Consider the following 16,522-nt stretch of genomic DNA (forward strand, 5'->3'; position numbering starts at 1 on the left):
CTGGAAAAATTTGCTAAATTTTCTTTAAATTTCAGTCGTACTCAGGAAAGTTTCACGTAATAAAGCAGCCAGTTGTTCACGGGCTTTAATAAAGCCCTCAATACCACCTTGCAGTAATTCACTGGCCATCGGATCCTGTTTCAGTTGCGACTCAAAATCAGCATGGCTGATAGGATTGAGCTTGCCTTGAACTTGGATATCTTTGGCTGAGAGTTGCGTCTGTACTTCACGCTGATCATTTTCCAGTTCTGCCAATAAATTTGGCGCTACCGTAAGCAGATCACAACCGCTTAAGCCCAGTACCTGATCAATACTTCGGAAGCTGGCACCCATGATTTCAGTCTGAATACCATGCGCTTTATAAAATTCATAAATACGCTTAACCGAGAGTACACCCGGATCTTTTTCAATCGGGTAAGACTCAACACCTTCAGATTTTTTGTACCAGTCCAGAATACGGCCAACAAAAGGCGAGATTAAAGTCACTTTGGCATCGGCACAGGCATGGGCCTGATGCTGGCCAAATAATAAAGTCAGGTTGGTATGAATACCTTCTTCTTCCAGCGCTTTTGCTGCCTGGATACCTTGCCAGGTAGAGGCAATCTTGATCAGGATGCGGTCTGAGTCAATTCCATATTGCGCATAAAGTGCCAGTAACTCTTTGGCTTTGGCAATCGTGGCTTCAGTATTAAAGGACAGGGAAGCATCGACTTCCGTTGAAACACGACCTTCAATCAGTTTTAAGATTTCTACACCAAATTTGACCGTTAAAATATCAATAGTCCGTTCAATCAGGGCGTCATCTGCATAGCCTTCTTGCTGGGCTTGCTGAAAAGCAGCTTCAATCAAGGCCTGATTTTCAGGTTGTTTCGCTGCTGCAGTAATCAGCGATGGATTGGTGGTTGCATCAAGCGGACGAAATTTTTCAATGGCACTCAAATCACTGCTGTCTGCCACAATGGTCGTCAAGTTTTTTAATTGGTTTAATGCAGTTAATGTCATTACGATCTAGTTCTATGGTTATTGCTTATGCTTTCTTATATATCATAAATGGCCGGTTTACCAAGTAGACTGTCGTTGAATTTCTGTGATTAATGCCTGGTTTTGCGTTGTTTGCGCAAGTGATTAATCAAAAAATGAGCAGCTGTGCCTAATCGGGTTTCCCGGCTCCAGACCAGATCAACAAAATATTCAAACTTTGGGGTGAAATCGAGCAGGTTGAGAACCTGTAACTGATCTTGCAAATGTGGCTGCTCATTCAGCATCTCGAGTGGCAGAACCCCCCAGCCCAGACCTTGCTGAATCATGCTGCAAGCCGAATGATGATTGTCGGTGCGCCAGTAGTGTCTTGAAAAGAGCAGTTCCGGTTTAATGGTGCGATCCCGACTGGCCACCACAATCTGCCTGTTTTGTAAAATCTGTTCATAACTGACTTGATCGAACTGACTTAGGGGGTGCTGTTTGGCGACTACAGCGACCAGTACCTCACGTTTTAATTCTACAAACTGTTCGCGCGTTTCCAGTTGTTCGCGTTCAAACATCAGGGCCAGCTGCGCTGAGCCCTCAAATAGCATACGATGTGCATCTTCCTGAGGTGCACTAAATACATTGACTTGCAGTGCAGGGAATTCCTGCTCCAGCAACACAATATAATCGGTCCAGCGCGTATGCAGTAATTCTGAGACCACTACGATATTCAGTTCAGATTCCAAGCCTGAACTTAGGGCTTGAGCATGCTGTTTCCACTGGTTCATTTCTACCAGTAGCTGCTGGGTTTTTTCATACAATACCTGCGCTTGTGCAGTTGGTTTCGGTTCACGACCTATACGCTGAAACAGTTCTAGATTCAGGTCAATTTCCAGATTGGCAATGGCCATGCTGACTGCTGAAGGTACTTTGCCCAGTTGACGTGCAGCCGCAGAGAAAGAACCGGTTTCCATCACGGTTTTAAACATCAGCAGCTGTTCTTGATTAACATTCATATCTTTAATCTTTCATTTTTATTGATAGATTCTAACTCGAATAGTCAGATTTAAAGAAATAAAATCCTTGCATCATGGAATGAATTGAGCTGATTTGATATGTTAATTTCCAAAAGAAGACTGATTCATGCTGCCTTATATGAAGGCATTCTACTGGTCGTGATCGCTGTCCTGCTAAGTACATTAATGCATATGCCGCTTGAGGTCACAGGTATGCTAGGAATTGCCATGGCCGTGACTTCAGTACTCTGGAACATGCTGTTTAATCATTATTTTGAAAAGTTTGAAGCCAGACATCATTTGGAAAGAACCATTAAAGTGCGAATTGTTCATGCAATTGGCTTTGAAGGCGGTTTGATGCTGGCGACTATTCCAATGGTAGCTTATGCCTTACACATGAGTCTGGGGCAAGCTTTTTTGCTAGACTTAGCTTTAACGCTCTGTATTCTGGTCTATACCTTTATTTTTCAGTGGGTTTATGATCATCTAGAAGCCAGACTGGGGCAAGAGCCGGATTATCGGAAAATCTCATCATCAAATAAGCCATAAAAAATACCACACAGTTCAGACTCCCTTTTCAGAATGCGAAAGGTGAAATATTCAGCGATGAGGACTTGATCAAGTCCTCATTTTTTATGCTCGAACCCAGCTGAAAATTAAGCTATAAGACATTGATTTTTTATTTCAATTTTTAAATTTATTGGGGAATTTAATGCTATTTAGACGAGTGACCTTGTCAGTATCCATCGTGTTACTGATGTCTGGTTGTGGGGGGGGAGGAGGTGATAGTAGTACGTCACAGCCAACAGGGCCAGATTCAGTGACATCACCTGGTGCGGGAGAGCAACTGAGCAAAATTGCGGAATTTAAGGTTCTAGATGTAGGTTCAGAATTAACAGCAGGGAATTTCGGTCTGAAAACCTGGAATCCCACCGCCATAGTGGTGAATGGCGATGTCCTTTATATTGCCAATAGTCAGGCCGAATCGAATATTTTACGTTATGACTTAAAACAAAAACGTGCACTCAGTGCGATTGATCCTATGAAGATTTCGGGTCTGGTCAAGAAATGGGACAGTCTGAATGATCTGGAAATCCATGCAGGGCGTTTGTATGTGGCCAATTATGGCTCGAACCGAATTGATGTTTTAGATATTAGTAGTGAGCAACCGAGCTTCATTATGGCACTCGGTACAGGTGTGTGGTGGGGCGATGCGCTTAATTATTCGCTGGTACATAGCAATGCAGTGACTGCCGATGATCGTTACGTGTATGTGCCTGATATTGAAGGCCGGATCAATGTCTGGCGTCAAAGTGATGTGACAGCACAAAACCATTTAAAGGCCCGGAAATTTGCACGACTCAGCTTGCCGGGCTGTGCACGCAACTGTAATGCACGTATGGAGGTCATGGGCGACTATCTGTATACCAGCCTGCCCGATGGTATGAACTATGTTCACGATATCAATCAGATTCAGGAAAATGGAAATAATATTGCGCCCATTTTAACAGAAACGAATTTGTCGGCAGTCATGCATCGCCATAACGATGGCTTGGTCTATGTATCACGAAATGATGGAACTGTAGAAAGCTACCGGGAAAAATCTTTTAACTTGGAGTCTATCTTACCCAATAAAAGTGTGGATACCTTCCGAGATTATATTGTAAAAGGGCAAACCCAGAGCAGCCGACTAGCCAAGGCCAGCGATCTTTATATTTATGGTCAGAATCTATTACACATGGCTAATCAGAAAATTCATATTCTGCCAATGCTGACCCTGCAACAGAATAAATCCACCCAGCTAAACCAAGCTATGATTTTAACCGAATCTAAAGCACGCGAGAGAAGCCGTGTCTTGCAGGATGGTGAATCATGGGAAACCTTGACCAATAGCAGCCAGCGTCATGTCTATATGGACCATATTTTATCGGCAACTCTAAATGGCAATCGCCTGCATGTGCAAAGTTACAGTGCTGTGCCTGTACGTGATTTGCAGATTCGTGCCAAGATTAAAAACTCAGAAGACTGGGTGATTCTGGCTAAGCTGGATCAGTTGACGCCATTTTCGAAGGCAAATTTTGATCTCAAACTGACCGATCAATCCCGTTTCCCGTTGCTTGATGGCACAGGCTCGATCCAGCTGGCAGGTCTGAGTCAGATCACACAAAATCCAAGCAATATTTTTGATCTGAAAATTAGCTCTGAGACTGATGAGCATGTCAAAAAGCTGAACCAGATTAAAGCCAAATGGAAAATTTATTTCGGTACCTATGATGAACCGAATAAATGGTGCCGTATTACGCCGGTCTATGCTCGGGAATGGGTCATGATGATGACCAATCTGGCCTATATGCTCAGTACTCTAGAATTTGAAACCTTATGGTTTAACCCATAAAGCAGTCATGGGACACGATTTTTTTGGCAATGATGGTCAGGTAGAAGGACCGAATGGTTTCTTTCAGCCAGAAGATTATGTCCGGATCTATCGGGAAATTCTTAACCGCAATGAAATTAACCTAGGTATTACTAATATGGGTGGTGGTCTAGGAGGTGGAGCAGTCTTGGGAGTAGATACCTGGTTGTTCTATGGCCATTACAGATTATCTGGCTATCGAATTATTGCACATGAATTTGGTCATCATTGGGGCGGGCATAATAGTGCATGGGCCATGTCGAATTATGGTTTTGAAGCTATGGTCGATTGGTTAAACTTCTATTTCCAGCGCCGTCCAGGCTCAATTCCTTATATGGACCCAAATGTGAATGCTTTTCACTTAACACCGGACAGCGCGCTTTGTCAGGGTGTGAACCAGAATATGGTGAAAGGCGTAGCATCGACTGCGCCGTGGAACAAAGTGGATGAATACTTCAAAAATAACCCGATGCCAAATCTCTAAAACATAAAAAAGCCCCTCAATTGAGGGGCTTTTAATTAGCTCGGTTAACGGATTATTTTTCAATAATTGCCGTTACACCTTGACCACCGGCTGCACAGATCGACACCAGTACGCGACCTGAACCTTTCTGGTGAATCAGTTTTGCTGCTGTCGCAATGATACGACCGCCAGTTGCTGCAAATGGGTGACCAGCCGCAAGAGATGAGCCTTTTACGTTCAGTTTAGCACGGTCGATTGAACCTAATGGAGCATCCAGACCTAAACGCTCTTTACAGAATTTCGGATCTTCCCAAGCTTTCAGCGTAGACAATACTTGAGATGCAAAAGCTTCATGAATTTCATAATAGTCGAAGTCTTGCAGTTTCAGACCTGCACGCTCTAGCATACGAGGCACGGCATAAGCAGGCGCCATCAACAGGCCTTCTTTTTTCTCGACAAAATCAACTGCAGCAGTTTCCTGGAAAGTCAGGTAAGCCAACACTTCATGACCATTTGCCTTCGCCCATTCTTCAGAAGCCAATAGTACACAAGAAGCACCATCTGTCAGCGGCGTAGAGTTACCCGCAGTCATGGTACGGGCATCACCCTTACCAAAGGCCGGCTTTAATTTCGCCAGTTTTTCAACGCTTGAGTCAGCACGCAGGTTATTGTCACGTTTAAGCCCCAGGAATGGTGTGATCAGGTCATCAAAGAAACCTTCTTCATAAGCCGCAGCCATTTTCTGGTGTGAAGATGCTGCCAGTTCGTCTTGCGCTTCACGGGAAATTCCCCATTCCAGTGTGGTAATCGCCTGATGATCACCCATAGACATGCCTGTACGTGGCTCACCATTTTTGGGTGCATCCATCAGGTCTTTCACATTGATCTTGGTCAATGCTTTTAGACGGTCTTTTGCAGTTTTCGCAATGTTTAGCTCAAGCAGGGCTTTACGTAAACCATCACCAAAAGCAATTGGCGCATCGGAAGTTGTATCTACACCACCTGCGATGCCCACTTCGATTTGACCTAAAGCAATCTTGTTGGCAACAAGAAATGCCGCTTGCAAACCAGTACCACATGCCTGCTGGATGTCATAAGCAGGCGTTTCAGGTGCAAGGGCAGTGTTCAATACGCATTCACGGGTCATATTGAAGTCACGGCTGTGTTTCAGTACCGCACCCGCAACCACTTCCCCTAAGCGTTGACCTTGCAGATTAAAGCGTTCAACCAGGCCGTTCAGGGTTGCTGTAAACATGTCAGTATTGGATGCCGTAAAGTAAGCACCATTAGAACGGGCAAATGGAATGCGGTTACCACCGATAATCGCAACGCGGCGAACTGTATTTTGGCTCATGTTTGGTTCCTGTAGAACAGAAGTCTGTGTTGTAGAGGTTGAATCTTTTTCAGATGAAGTCGTATTTTTGGCACGGGCAGGTGTGCTCCGTGTACGCGTGGTTTTAGTCGGACTTTTTTCTGTCCCAGTGGCTGTGTCAGTATTTTTAGTGCTACGCTTGGTGCGCGTTGATGGTTTTGACACAGTTTCTGTCGCAGAGTTCTCGACTGCTGGATTTTCTTGAGTTGTTTTGCTCATAAGGCTTTACCAGGCAAATAGATCGTCTTCTTGGTGCTTACATTAGCATAGAAGAGCATAGGCTGTATTGACTACAATGACATTACAGACTGCGCTCAGGTCAAGTCATCTGTCTATTATCTCAAGTATGATTGAGCGGAATCTGGCGGATCTATTGAAATATATGTGTCTGGCATCATATTGAAGTTTAAGGATAACTTTAGATCAACCAAAAATTAATTTGTATGAGAGAATAAACATGACTGATCAGTACCAAACTTTTGCAAAATCTTATATTGGTAAATTTGTCATTAAAAATTTGGGTCTGCCATCCCCAACTTCTTTAGACCGTTTTGAGTCTGCGATCCCGGTGGTAAAAGGTGCAGTATTGTTGGGCGCAGCACCAGCAAGTCGATTGACGGGTGCTATTGCTCAGGTTCTGGCAAATATTCATGCCAATAGCTATGCGGGCAATAATGCTGAACTGCAACAGGCTGCTGCATCGGCTGGACTGAATCTGGGTGCGTTCAATCCGGGCGATAAAGAATCAAAATTCAAAGTTGTCATTTTTGATGCTTCAGGAATCGAAAATTCAGAACAGTTAAAATCACTTTATGATTTCTTCAACCCGATTGCGCGTCAAATCCAAAGTTCTGGCCGTGTCGTGATTGTGGGGATTACACCTGAAACTGCTAAATCAGTCAGCCAGTCCATTGCTCAACGTGCACTGGAAGGTTTTGTAAAATCTGTTGGTAAAGAGTTTAAAAAGGGAATTGCAGCAAACCTGATCTATGTAGATGCTGGTGCTGAAGCAAATCTTGAGTCTGCTTTACGTTTTGCAGTTTCTCCACGTTCTGCCTATGTTTCTGGTCAGGTGATCCGTGTTTCACCTGCTGAAAAAGTGGATGTGGACTGGACTAAACCATTAGCAGGCAAAACTGCTGTAGTGACTGGTGCGAGCCGTGGTATTGGTGAAGCGATTGCTCATGTATTGGCACGTGATGGCGCACATGTTATCTGTCTGGATGTTCCACAACAGCAGGCTGACCTTGATCGCGTAGCCGGTGAGATTGCCGGTTCTACCTTGGCTATTGATATTACAGCTGCAGATGCAGGTGAGAAGATTAAGGCAGCGGCAGCTGAGCATGGCGGCTTAGACATCATTGTGCACAATGCCGGAATTACCCGTGACAAGACCTTGGCCAATATGAAGCCTGAGCTATGGGATCTGGTGATTAATATCAACTTGTCTGCAATAGAACGCGTGAATGATTATTTAATTTACCACGATGGTCTAAATGCCAATGGCCGTATTATCTGTGTATCCTCAATTTCAGGGATTGCAGGTAACCTGGGTCAAACCAACTATGCAGCCTCTAAAGCCGGTGTGATTGGTTTAGTAAAATTCACAGCACCGACATTAAAAAATGGTATAACCATTAATGCCGTTGCACCGGGCTTTATCGAAACACAAATGACGGCTGCGATTCCATTTGCGATCCGTGAAGCGGGCCGCCGTATGAATTCGATGAGTCAAGGCGGTCTACCTGTCGATGTTGCAGAAACGATTGCAATGTTTGCTGCTACTGCATCAACAGGTTTAAATGGCAACGTGGTACGTGTATGTGGTCAAAGTCTTTTAGGGGCTTAAAGCATTCAAGTCCTTTCTTGCAGTTTAATTAAAGCTCAGGAAGAGGATTTAGGAGAGGGAGATTAGGGGCCTTTTTTAGCCCTCTCTCTAACTCTCTCCCAAAGGGAGAGAGAACTCTACTCATATATAAATGAAAAGAATATTTTAAAGGTTCAGTATGAATACGCGCCATTTTAGTCAACTTCCAAAACCTTATTTAGCCTATCCAAAAGTGATTCAAGGCTTGATTTTTAAAAAGCCGAAAGCTGAAAAAGTTCTACCGCAAGTTGAATATGTGGTGGATTCATTCAAGGTCGATCAAAAACATCTGAAAGCCTATAATGAAGTCTGCGGTTTTAAAAATAATGGTTATATTCCAGCAATCTATCTGACGGTGCTTTCACAAAGTCTACAAATGCACATGATGACTTCAGAAGCATTTCCGTTTCCGATCTTGGGTCTGGTACATATCCGTAACCAAGTGAAGCAATACCGTAAAATCGGCGTCAATGAAACCTTGACCCTAGCATGCAAATTTGGCGAATTGAAGCCACATGATAAAGGTGTGCAGTTTGATTTCATTACTACAGTGAAAGTTGGAGGCGAGGTCGTAGTTGAAGCATTGACGACTTATCTGTCACGTCAAAAGACCAATAGCAAAGCTGCTGCCAAACCTGCAGAAAGCCAAGCGCCAGAATATATACTCAATAATGAATGGAACATCTCGGAGAATACTGGTCGCCGTTATGCCATGACCTCAGGTGATTTTAACCTGATCCATATTCATGCAGTCATGGCGAAAGCCTTTGGCTTTAAACAGGCAATTGCACATGGTATGTGGAGCAAGGCCAAAGCACTGGCGAATCTGTCATTGCCAGATGCCTATGAAGCTGATGTCTGGTTCAAGTTGCCGATGTACTTGCCATCTAAAGTTGAGTTCCTGACGGCCCAGACAGCGAATGAGACAGATTTCCTGATTCGAAACAGTAAGAATCAAAAACCGCATGTCACCGGCCATATCAAAGCGATTTAAATCTGAATCAAAAGCCTAAATCTGATTTAGGCTTTTCATTTTAAGGGATCAATATTCTATGGATAGAATGATGCAGCCAATTAAAGATTATCTGTTTGCTGATCAGCACAATTATCAGGGCAATGTCGATGAACGTTTTAGCGATCTTGCCCGTCAGTTTAGCCGTTTGCAGGATGCACGTACCGAACAGGGTGGTGCGGCGCTGGTGGTATATTTTGAGGGACACAAGGTCGTCGATATTCATACCGGTAAAAAGTCTGTCACTGAAAACTGGCAACCCGATACCATGTCGCTGTGTTATTCCACTGGCAAAGGCGTACTGGCGACTTTGGCACATATTCTGGTCAGTCACGGTTATCTGGATTATGATCGACCGGTTGCAGAATACTGGCCTGAATTTGCACAAAAGGGTAAAGAAAATATTACTCTGGCGCATATGTTGAGTCATCAAAGCGGACTGTTTGATATCCGTAATCTCATTGATGATGCCACTGAAATGGCCGACTGGTCACAGATGCTGGACCGGATTGCGGCAGCTGAACCACGATTTCAGGTTGCAACCGATGCTGCTTACCAACCGCTAACCTTTGGCTGGCAGGTAGGTGGGGCATTAGAAAAAGCGACTGGTAAAAAACTGGGGGCACTGATGCAGGAATATCTGGTTCAGCCATTACAATTAAATGGGGCCTATTTCAGTGTGCCGACGCATGAGTTAGCTCGGGTAGCATTACCCATTTTAAAGCCTAAAGCAGCCAAGTCTCAAACACAGCCTGTGAGAAAAACCACGCCAAGAAAACCCAATCTGATGGAACGAGCCTTGGTCTTTAGTGGGCAGAGCCCACAGGATTTTCAGGATGGCATGATTCCTAAGGGCATGAAGAACTTTAGTTTCTTTAGTCATGAGGGTCTACAAGCGATTATTCCCTCCGCCAATGGTGTCTTTACTGCAGAGAGTCTGGCAAAAATCTATGCCATGCTGGCCAGTCGTGGTGAATGGCAAGGTCAGCAACTGATTTCGCAGGAGGTATTCCAGCGACTTAGTCAGGTGCAATACAAAACAAGAGATCGGGTCATGCCTTTACCAATGCACTGGCGCTTGGGTTATCACCGTGTTCTCACTTTAGGAAAAGCCTCTAAAGGTTTTGGGCATATGGGTTTCAATGGCTCTGGTGCCTGGTGCGATCCTGAGCGCGGTTTAAGTTTTGCCTATACACATAACTTTCCTACAGGTTCATTGACTGGAGACTACCGTCTTTGGGGTTTGACTCAGGAAACCTTGCGCTGTGCGGATGCGGTACTGACCGGGCGCAAAGGCTGGCGTTAGATCACCCTGATCCAGGATTTAATCTATCCTTTAAAATGTGCTATTTTGTGGCGAATTCCAGTTCTGTGAAATGAAAGCATGAAGAAAGTGATATTGATTCCTTTAGTGGTAACCGGTGCTTTATTTGGTTGTCAGGATCAAAATCAATCAGTTAAAAATACTGTCGCTGAAGCCAAGGTGCAGCTACCTGCATGGGTGGGAAATTATCAGGGCACAACGCCATGTATGGGATGCTTTTCAAGTTGTGAAGATTGTCCCGGCATGGCAGTGGCCTTAACTTTAAATGAAGATCAGACCTTTACTTTACAGCGTGAAAGTTTAAGTGGTCATAATGAAATTAAAACGATGAGCGGGCAGATTCGGTTTCAGGATGAATCACAACAAAAGATTGAACTGCTGAATGTCGATACCCGAAATCTGCTGTATGTCGATCTGAAAAAGCATGTTCTGGAAATTCGTGAAGATCAAACAGGCAAACGCTACCAGATGCAAAGTGACTTTATCCTGTTTGAATCCGTCTAATTTTTAAAAAGCATCTGTTTTATATCCATTTTTTAATGATTTTGATCAAGGGATTTTTATTCTTTATAAACCGGCATTCATTTCACTATTTCATAAAAAAACAGTATGCTTAGACCTGTAAAAAGGAGCATACATGTATCAAGTACTTGCGCGAAAATACCGTCCTCGTAATTTCAATGAATTGGTGGGGCAAAACCATGTATCACGTGCTTTAACCAGCGCGCTCGAACGTGGTCGTTTGCATCATGCCTATTTGTTTACGGGAACGCGTGGTGTTGGAAAAACCACGATTGCACGTATTTTGGCGAAGTGCTTGAACTGTGAAACCGGTATTACCTCGACGCCTTGTGAAGTCTGTGCGACCTGTACCGCAGTCAATGAAGGTCGTTTTATTGACCTGATTGAAATTGATGCGGCATCCCGTACCAAGGTCGAAGATACCCGCGAGTTGCTCGACAATGTGCCTTATGCACCGACTCAAGGCCGCTTCAAGGTCTACCTGATCGATGAAGTGCACATGCTGTCCACGCATTCTTTCAATGCCTTATTAAAGACGCTAGAAGAACCGCCGGAACATGTCAAATTCCTATTTGCAACCACCGATCCGCAAAAACTGCCAATTACCGTAATTTCTCGCTGTCTGCAATTTACCTTGCGCCCATTGGCAGTCGATGAAATTACCGAACATCTGGGCCATATTCTTAGCAAAGAAAGTATTCAGTCTGATCAGGATGCGATCTGGCAGATTGCTGAATCTGCACAAGGTTCTCTGCGTGATGCCTTGTCGTTGACCGATCAGGCGATTGCCTATGGTCAGGGTGCAATCCAGCATCAGGATGTTAAAGACATGCTCGGTCTGATTGACCGTACCATTATTTATGATCTGATTCTGGCGATTCATCAGAACCAGAAAGCGCAGGTCAGTCAGTTATTACTACAATTCCGTCAGCAAGCTCTGGATGTGTCACTGGTGCTCGACCAGTTGATTTCGACCCTACATGAACTGGCTTTATTGCAGTACCTGCCAGATCTGAGCCTGAAATACAGTGCAGAGATCAATCAAAAGATCATGCAATTATCGGCTCTAATTTCAGCACAAGACCTGCAACTCTATTATCAGATTGCCTGTAAGGGGCGTGCCGATTTACAGCTTGCAGTTACACAGGAACAAGGCTTTGAGATGACGGTGCTACGTTTATTGGCTTTCCGTCCCTTACAGCCAAGCGAAATTCCGGTGATGCAGGAGACTGCACCGCAACAGGCAACAACTCATACAACACGCCTACAGCAGCCCGTTCAGACACAACTTCAATCTGAGTCCGTAGAAACACAATCATTTGAAGCGGAGCCTGTATTTGATGATTTTTCTCTGGACGATGAGACAGATGAGGAGATTGATGTCGCATCAGCGTCTGAACCTTCTTCGGATGATTTTTTGGATGAAGACGAGCCAACTAGCATCACTGAGCCTGAATCTGTCCAGCCCGTAGTAATTCAGACCACCATTGAAGAAGTGCAGTCTAGTGATCAAATTATTTTTGATCCAAATGATGACAAAGGCTTATTTGGTTTTGATGAAATCGAGAGTACGCCAGAAGCACCTGCTACCAGCAACAGTTCGGCTGATTTGCTGCTTGAAGAGTTTATTCCTGCAGATGCTGTCATCCCTACCGAGCCAGCACAAGACAGTATGTCTGCTGATGAGGAATTTAGTCTTGCTGCACCGGAATTGGAACTTTCACAGGATTCGATTGCTCAGCCTGCTCTTGAAAATACAGTTCCGGTTCAGCCAGTTGCACAGACAGCTTTGCTGGAAGATATTTCCCAAGATGTAAATACGCAGAATCTGATGCCACAGGATATTTTAAAAATACCTGAGCAAACCTTAGAAGGCGAGTGGAGCGTAGAAAAATGGGAATACTGGTTCCGTAATAGCCAACTTTCTCCAGCGGTACAGGAACTGGCACAGTATGGCGTCATGACTGGTCAGATGAATGGCGAATCCGTTTTCCATATTCCTGAACAGTACCAGCAGCTGTTGACCCAGTTGCAACATAATCTGGAAGCGGCCTTACAACAGCAATGGCCGCAAACCAATTTCCAGGTGAAATTTGAAAATGTGGATCAGCTCACGCCATATACCATGCAGCATCAGCGTAAGGCACGTGCCTTTAAACGTGCCGAAGAATTGTTACATGCTGAACCGGCAGTACGCAATCTGTTACAGCAGTTTGACGGTGAACTGCAAAATATTCAGCTGAAATAGGCTGGATGTTAAGTCACAACAAATCGAGATAAAGCATCCCGCATTTCAACTGGAATCGGGGTGCTTTTTCGTGTCTCACGATCGACAAATACATGGACAAAATTGCCTTGCGCAGCGGCTGTATCCGAGTTGCGTTTAAAAATAGCCAGATCATAGCTGAGCGATGAATTTCCCATACTTTCAATGGCCACGCCCACTTCAATAATTTCCGGATAAGACAGTTCCTGATTAAACTGACAGTTGGAGCTGACCACCAGCCCAATCATCGGGGAATATTTAGGGTCAAAATCAGCCTCCTGAATCAGCAGGGCATTGGCTGCGGTATCAAAATAACTGTAATAAGTCACATTGTTGACATGGCCGTACAGATCATTGTCTGCCCATCGGGTTTGAATGGGCAGGAAAAATGTATAGTGTTCGCGCTGTTTGATGGTGGCTTTCATCACTATTCAGTCCTCAGCTAGATAAGGCTTAAGTGGAAATTGATCTAGGCATAGATCGCCTGATAAATCTGATAAGCATCCTCCACCTTGAGTTCACGTGGATTATTCTGCAACAGCCGGCTTTGTTGCATCGCATCTTCTGCCATGACCTGCAGCATATCTTCCGGAATATTCAACTGATTCAGTTTTAGGGTCAAACCGCTTTGCATCAGATGATTATTAAAATGATCAATAAACAGATCAGTCAGGCCATCATGACAACCTTTACTGTAAGGATCCAGCCAGGTCATCAATTCCGCATAGAGCTGTTTGGCCGCTGGCGCATTAAACTTTAATACTTCAGTTAGAACCAGCGCATTGCTATGCCCATGCGATAGATGAAAATGTCCACCCAGTGGATAAGCCAGCGCATGTACGGCGGCGACTGGTGCATTGGCAAAGGCTTGTCCGGCCAGCATGGAACCGACCAGCATATTTTGACGCGCATCTAAATCATATCTGTCTTGTAGCACGCGCTGCAGATTGGCATTAAGTAATCTTAAGGCCTGTTTGGCCAGCATATCCGAATAAGGGTTTTTCTTGTGTTTTGAGGTATAGGCTTCAATGGCATGCACCATGGCATCAATGCCGGTGGCGGCAGTGATCTGTGCCGGCAGATTTTGAGTAAAGGTTGCATCCAGAATGGCAACATCTGCATAGAGAATGGGCGCGACAATGCCGGTCTTGGTGGTTTCACCTGTGGTGACAATCGAAATCGGCGTCACTTCTGAACCTGTTCCAGCCGTAGTTGGTACCAGAATTAAAGCTAAACGCGGTCCGGTGGCATTATCAACGCCATACAGATCAGACAATGTCTGATGCTGTTCAGGATGCGCCAAAATTGCAATGAGTTTGGCCACATCCATCGAGCTGCCACCACCAAAGCCCAGCACCACATCAATATTTTCCTGTTTTGCAAAAGCCACCGCTTCAAGCACCACTGTATCGGGCGGATCGGCCTGAACATCCGAGTAAATCACATACTCCAGTCCGGCAGATTCAATAATATCCAGAATCGGCAGATGTAATTGCTGCTTCAGCATCCCCGGGTCAGTCACTAGCAGAAGACGTTGATAACGGCCATTTTTTAGAATTTTAAATAATTCCTGAATCGTGCCTAGTCCGGCAATGATATTGGGGACGGTTTGAAACTGAAAACGATTCATGGCGATATCCTTGATTTTTTTATTGCAAATACGAGATTATTCTATGGTTGTAAGATAGGAATCAGTATATAAATAACTTAACATAAGAATCCTTAAAATAAAGTAGCTCTGAGGTTGTTTATGTCATCCAGAACGCCATACAAGGTGTTATGTGTTTGTTTGGGAAATATTTGCCGCTCTCCCACGGCAGAAGTTGTACTCAGACATTATTGTGATGAACAGCAACTGAATATTGTGGTCGGTTCTGCGGGAACCAGTAATTATCATCCGGGCAAGGCACCGGACTTGCGTAGCCAGCAGCATGCGCTGAAACGTGGCTATGACCTTTCAGCACTTCGCGCACGTCAACTTATTCCGCATGATTTTATTGATTATGATCTGATTCTGGCGATGGATCTGGAGAATTTATCCAATATCCAGAACATACAGCGTCTGGCAGAAACTCAGTTTGGTCATGTACGTGCACGTGTGGCATTGATGAGTGAACATGATCAGACCTATCCGAAACAGGCCTTACCGGATCCCTATTATGGCGAAGCGGATGGCTTTGAACGGGTGCTTGATCAGTGTGAGTCCAGCAGCCAGGCCTGGATTGAGATTTTTAAACAGAATTTACACAAGGTTTAAGCGATGCAGATTCAAACCCAGGTTCAACTTAAACCTTTTAATACCTTAAATTTAGAAGCAGTTGCTTCGCACTATGCTCAGATTCAATCCACCGCTGATCTGCTAACTGCACTGGATTTTGCGGAACAGCAGCAACTCAATTTGCTGATCCTGTCAGGCGGCAGTAATATGTTGTTGCCGGAGCAGATTGATGCGCTAGTTCTGCATATGGATATTCAAGGCATTGAAATGCTGGATGCTGATGATCAGTCGCAACGTTTACGTGTAGGCGGCGGACAAGGCTGGCATGACTTCGTGCTCTGGACTACAGCACAAGGTCTGTATGGTTTACAAAATTTGGCCCTGATTCCTGGACGTGTCGGTGCTTCGCCAGTACAGAATATTGGCGCTTATGGCGTTGAAGTCGGCGAGTTTATCGATTCCGTCGAGGTCTATGACCGTCAGCTGAAACAATTTGCCTCGATTCAGGCAGCAGACTGTCAATTTGCCTACCGGCATAGTATTTTTAAAGATGATCCCAACCGTTATGTGATTACCCATGTGACTTTTAGATTACTTAAACAGCCAGATTTGAAACTGAATTATGGTGATCTGAAGACTGCGGTTGGTGATCAGCTCACAGCAGAAAACCTGCAGCAACAGGTCATTCAGATTCGTCAGAGCAAATTACCTGATCCGCAAGAATTTCCCAACGTGGGTAGCTTTTTTAAAAATCCAGTGGTTGATCAGGCGGTCTTTGACCAAATTACTGTATCTTTCCCGAATTTACCCCATTACCAACAAGCCAATGCTCAAGTTAAACTAGCAGCGGGCTGGCTGATTGATCAGGCGGGCTGGAAGGGTAAACAGTTGGGGCCTGTCGGCATGTTTCACAAACAGGCATTGGTCTTGGTGAATTATGGTCAAGCCTCTCTCACCGATGTTCGTAAAACGTATCGTGGGGTACAGCAATCAGTTTGGGAAAAATTTAGTCTGATGCTGGAACCTGAACCTGTATTGTTCGATAAAAATGGCTTGATCCGTTCTCATCAGGAAGAGGAATAA

Annotated in this window: 13 protein-coding genes and 1 pseudogene; 9 read left to right on the forward strand and 5 right to left on the reverse strand. The window is 44.6% G+C overall.

Annotated elements, in window-relative coordinates; all coding sequences use genetic code 11:
• Positions 1-24: 24 nt before the first annotated feature.
• Both tal and ACIG3F_RS04450 read right to left on the reverse strand, forming a co-directional pair.
• Positions 25-1,002 carry a transaldolase gene (tal, locus tag ACIG3F_RS04445; protein ID WP_396469455.1) on the reverse strand — a complete coding sequence of 326 codons (978 nt, stop codon included), beginning with the start codon at positions 1,000-1,002 and terminating at the stop codon, positions 25-27.
• Positions 1,003-1,091: 89 nt separating this feature from the next.
• Positions 1,092-1,982: a LysR family transcriptional regulator gene (locus ACIG3F_RS04450; protein WP_396469456.1), complete on the reverse strand. Its 891-nt coding sequence runs from the start codon at positions 1,980-1,982 to the stop codon at positions 1,092-1,094.
• Between the two features lie 99 nt (positions 1,983-2,081).
• On the opposite strand from ACIG3F_RS04450, the gene ACIG3F_RS04455 reads away from it, so the two are divergent.
• Positions 2,082-2,531, forward strand: coding sequence for an AceI family chlorhexidine efflux PACE transporter (locus ACIG3F_RS04455; protein ID WP_396469457.1), 450 nt, complete (start codon positions 2,082-2,084; stop codon positions 2,529-2,531).
• A 163-nt stretch (positions 2,532-2,694) separates the two neighbouring features.
• Positions 2,695-4,879 (forward strand): annotated as a pseudogene (locus ACIG3F_RS04460) (hypothetical protein).
• 52 nt (positions 4,880-4,931) lie between these two features.
• Here ACIG3F_RS04460 and ACIG3F_RS04465 read toward each other — a convergent pair.
• A complete protein-coding gene (locus tag ACIG3F_RS04465) occupies positions 4,932-6,449 on the reverse strand; it encodes an acetyl-CoA C-acetyltransferase (protein WP_396469458.1) in 1,518 nt (505 codons plus the stop codon).
• Between the two features lie 238 nt (positions 6,450-6,687).
• Here ACIG3F_RS04465 and ACIG3F_RS04470 point away from each other — a divergent pair, with 238 nt between their 5' ends.
• From ACIG3F_RS04470 to dnaX, 5 genes are all read left to right on the forward strand, one after another.
• Positions 6,688-8,079 carry a 3-oxoacyl-ACP reductase gene (locus tag ACIG3F_RS04470; RefSeq protein ID WP_396469459.1) on the forward strand — a complete coding sequence of 464 codons (1,392 nt, stop codon included), beginning with the start codon at positions 6,688-6,690 and terminating at the stop codon, positions 8,077-8,079.
• A gap of 157 nt (positions 8,080-8,236) precedes the next feature.
• Complete coding sequence (locus ACIG3F_RS04475) at positions 8,237-9,091, forward strand: MaoC family dehydratase (RefSeq protein ID WP_396469460.1); 855 nt, start codon at positions 8,237-8,239, stop codon at positions 9,089-9,091.
• A gap of 58 nt (positions 9,092-9,149) precedes the next feature.
• On the forward strand, positions 9,150-10,415 hold the full coding sequence (locus tag ACIG3F_RS04480) for a serine hydrolase domain-containing protein (protein WP_396469461.1): 1,266 nt from the start codon (positions 9,150-9,152) through the stop codon (positions 10,413-10,415).
• 78 nt (positions 10,416-10,493) lie between these two features.
• On the forward strand, positions 10,494-10,937 hold the full coding sequence (locus ACIG3F_RS04485; RefSeq protein WP_253100605.1) for a copper resistance protein NlpE N-terminal domain-containing protein: 444 nt from the start codon (positions 10,494-10,496) through the stop codon (positions 10,935-10,937).
• A gap of 133 nt (positions 10,938-11,070) precedes the next feature.
• A complete protein-coding gene (gene dnaX / locus ACIG3F_RS04490; protein ID WP_396469462.1) occupies positions 11,071-13,203 on the forward strand; it encodes a DNA polymerase III subunit gamma/tau in 2,133 nt (710 codons plus the stop codon).
• 8 nt (positions 13,204-13,211) lie between these two features.
• Here dnaX and ACIG3F_RS04495 read toward each other — a convergent pair whose 3' ends face one another.
• Positions 13,212-13,646, reverse strand: a complete 435-nt coding sequence (locus ACIG3F_RS04495) for a thioesterase family protein (RefSeq protein ID WP_081401206.1) — start codon at positions 13,644-13,646, stop codon at positions 13,212-13,214.
• Between the two features lie 44 nt (positions 13,647-13,690).
• Positions 13,691-14,851, reverse strand: coding sequence for an iron-containing alcohol dehydrogenase (locus tag ACIG3F_RS04500; protein ID WP_396469463.1), 1,161 nt, complete (start codon positions 14,849-14,851; stop codon positions 13,691-13,693).
• Between the two features lie 120 nt (positions 14,852-14,971).
• Between ACIG3F_RS04500 and ACIG3F_RS04505 the strand changes: the two genes are divergently transcribed.
• Together ACIG3F_RS04505 and murB are read left to right on the forward strand one after the other, a co-directional pair.
• Positions 14,972-15,478, forward strand: coding sequence for a low molecular weight protein-tyrosine-phosphatase (locus ACIG3F_RS04505; protein WP_396469464.1), 507 nt, complete (start codon positions 14,972-14,974; stop codon positions 15,476-15,478).
• A 3-nt stretch (positions 15,479-15,481) separates the two neighbouring features.
• On the forward strand, positions 15,482-16,522 hold the full coding sequence (murB, locus tag ACIG3F_RS04510; RefSeq protein ID WP_153566245.1) for a UDP-N-acetylmuramate dehydrogenase: 1,041 nt from the start codon (positions 15,482-15,484) through the stop codon (positions 16,520-16,522).

Origin of the sequence: Acinetobacter sp. NPDC052428, assembly GCF_044547685.1 — a bacterium.
Classification (GTDB): Bacteria; Pseudomonadota; Gammaproteobacteria; order Pseudomonadales; family Moraxellaceae; genus Acinetobacter; species Acinetobacter lwoffii_G.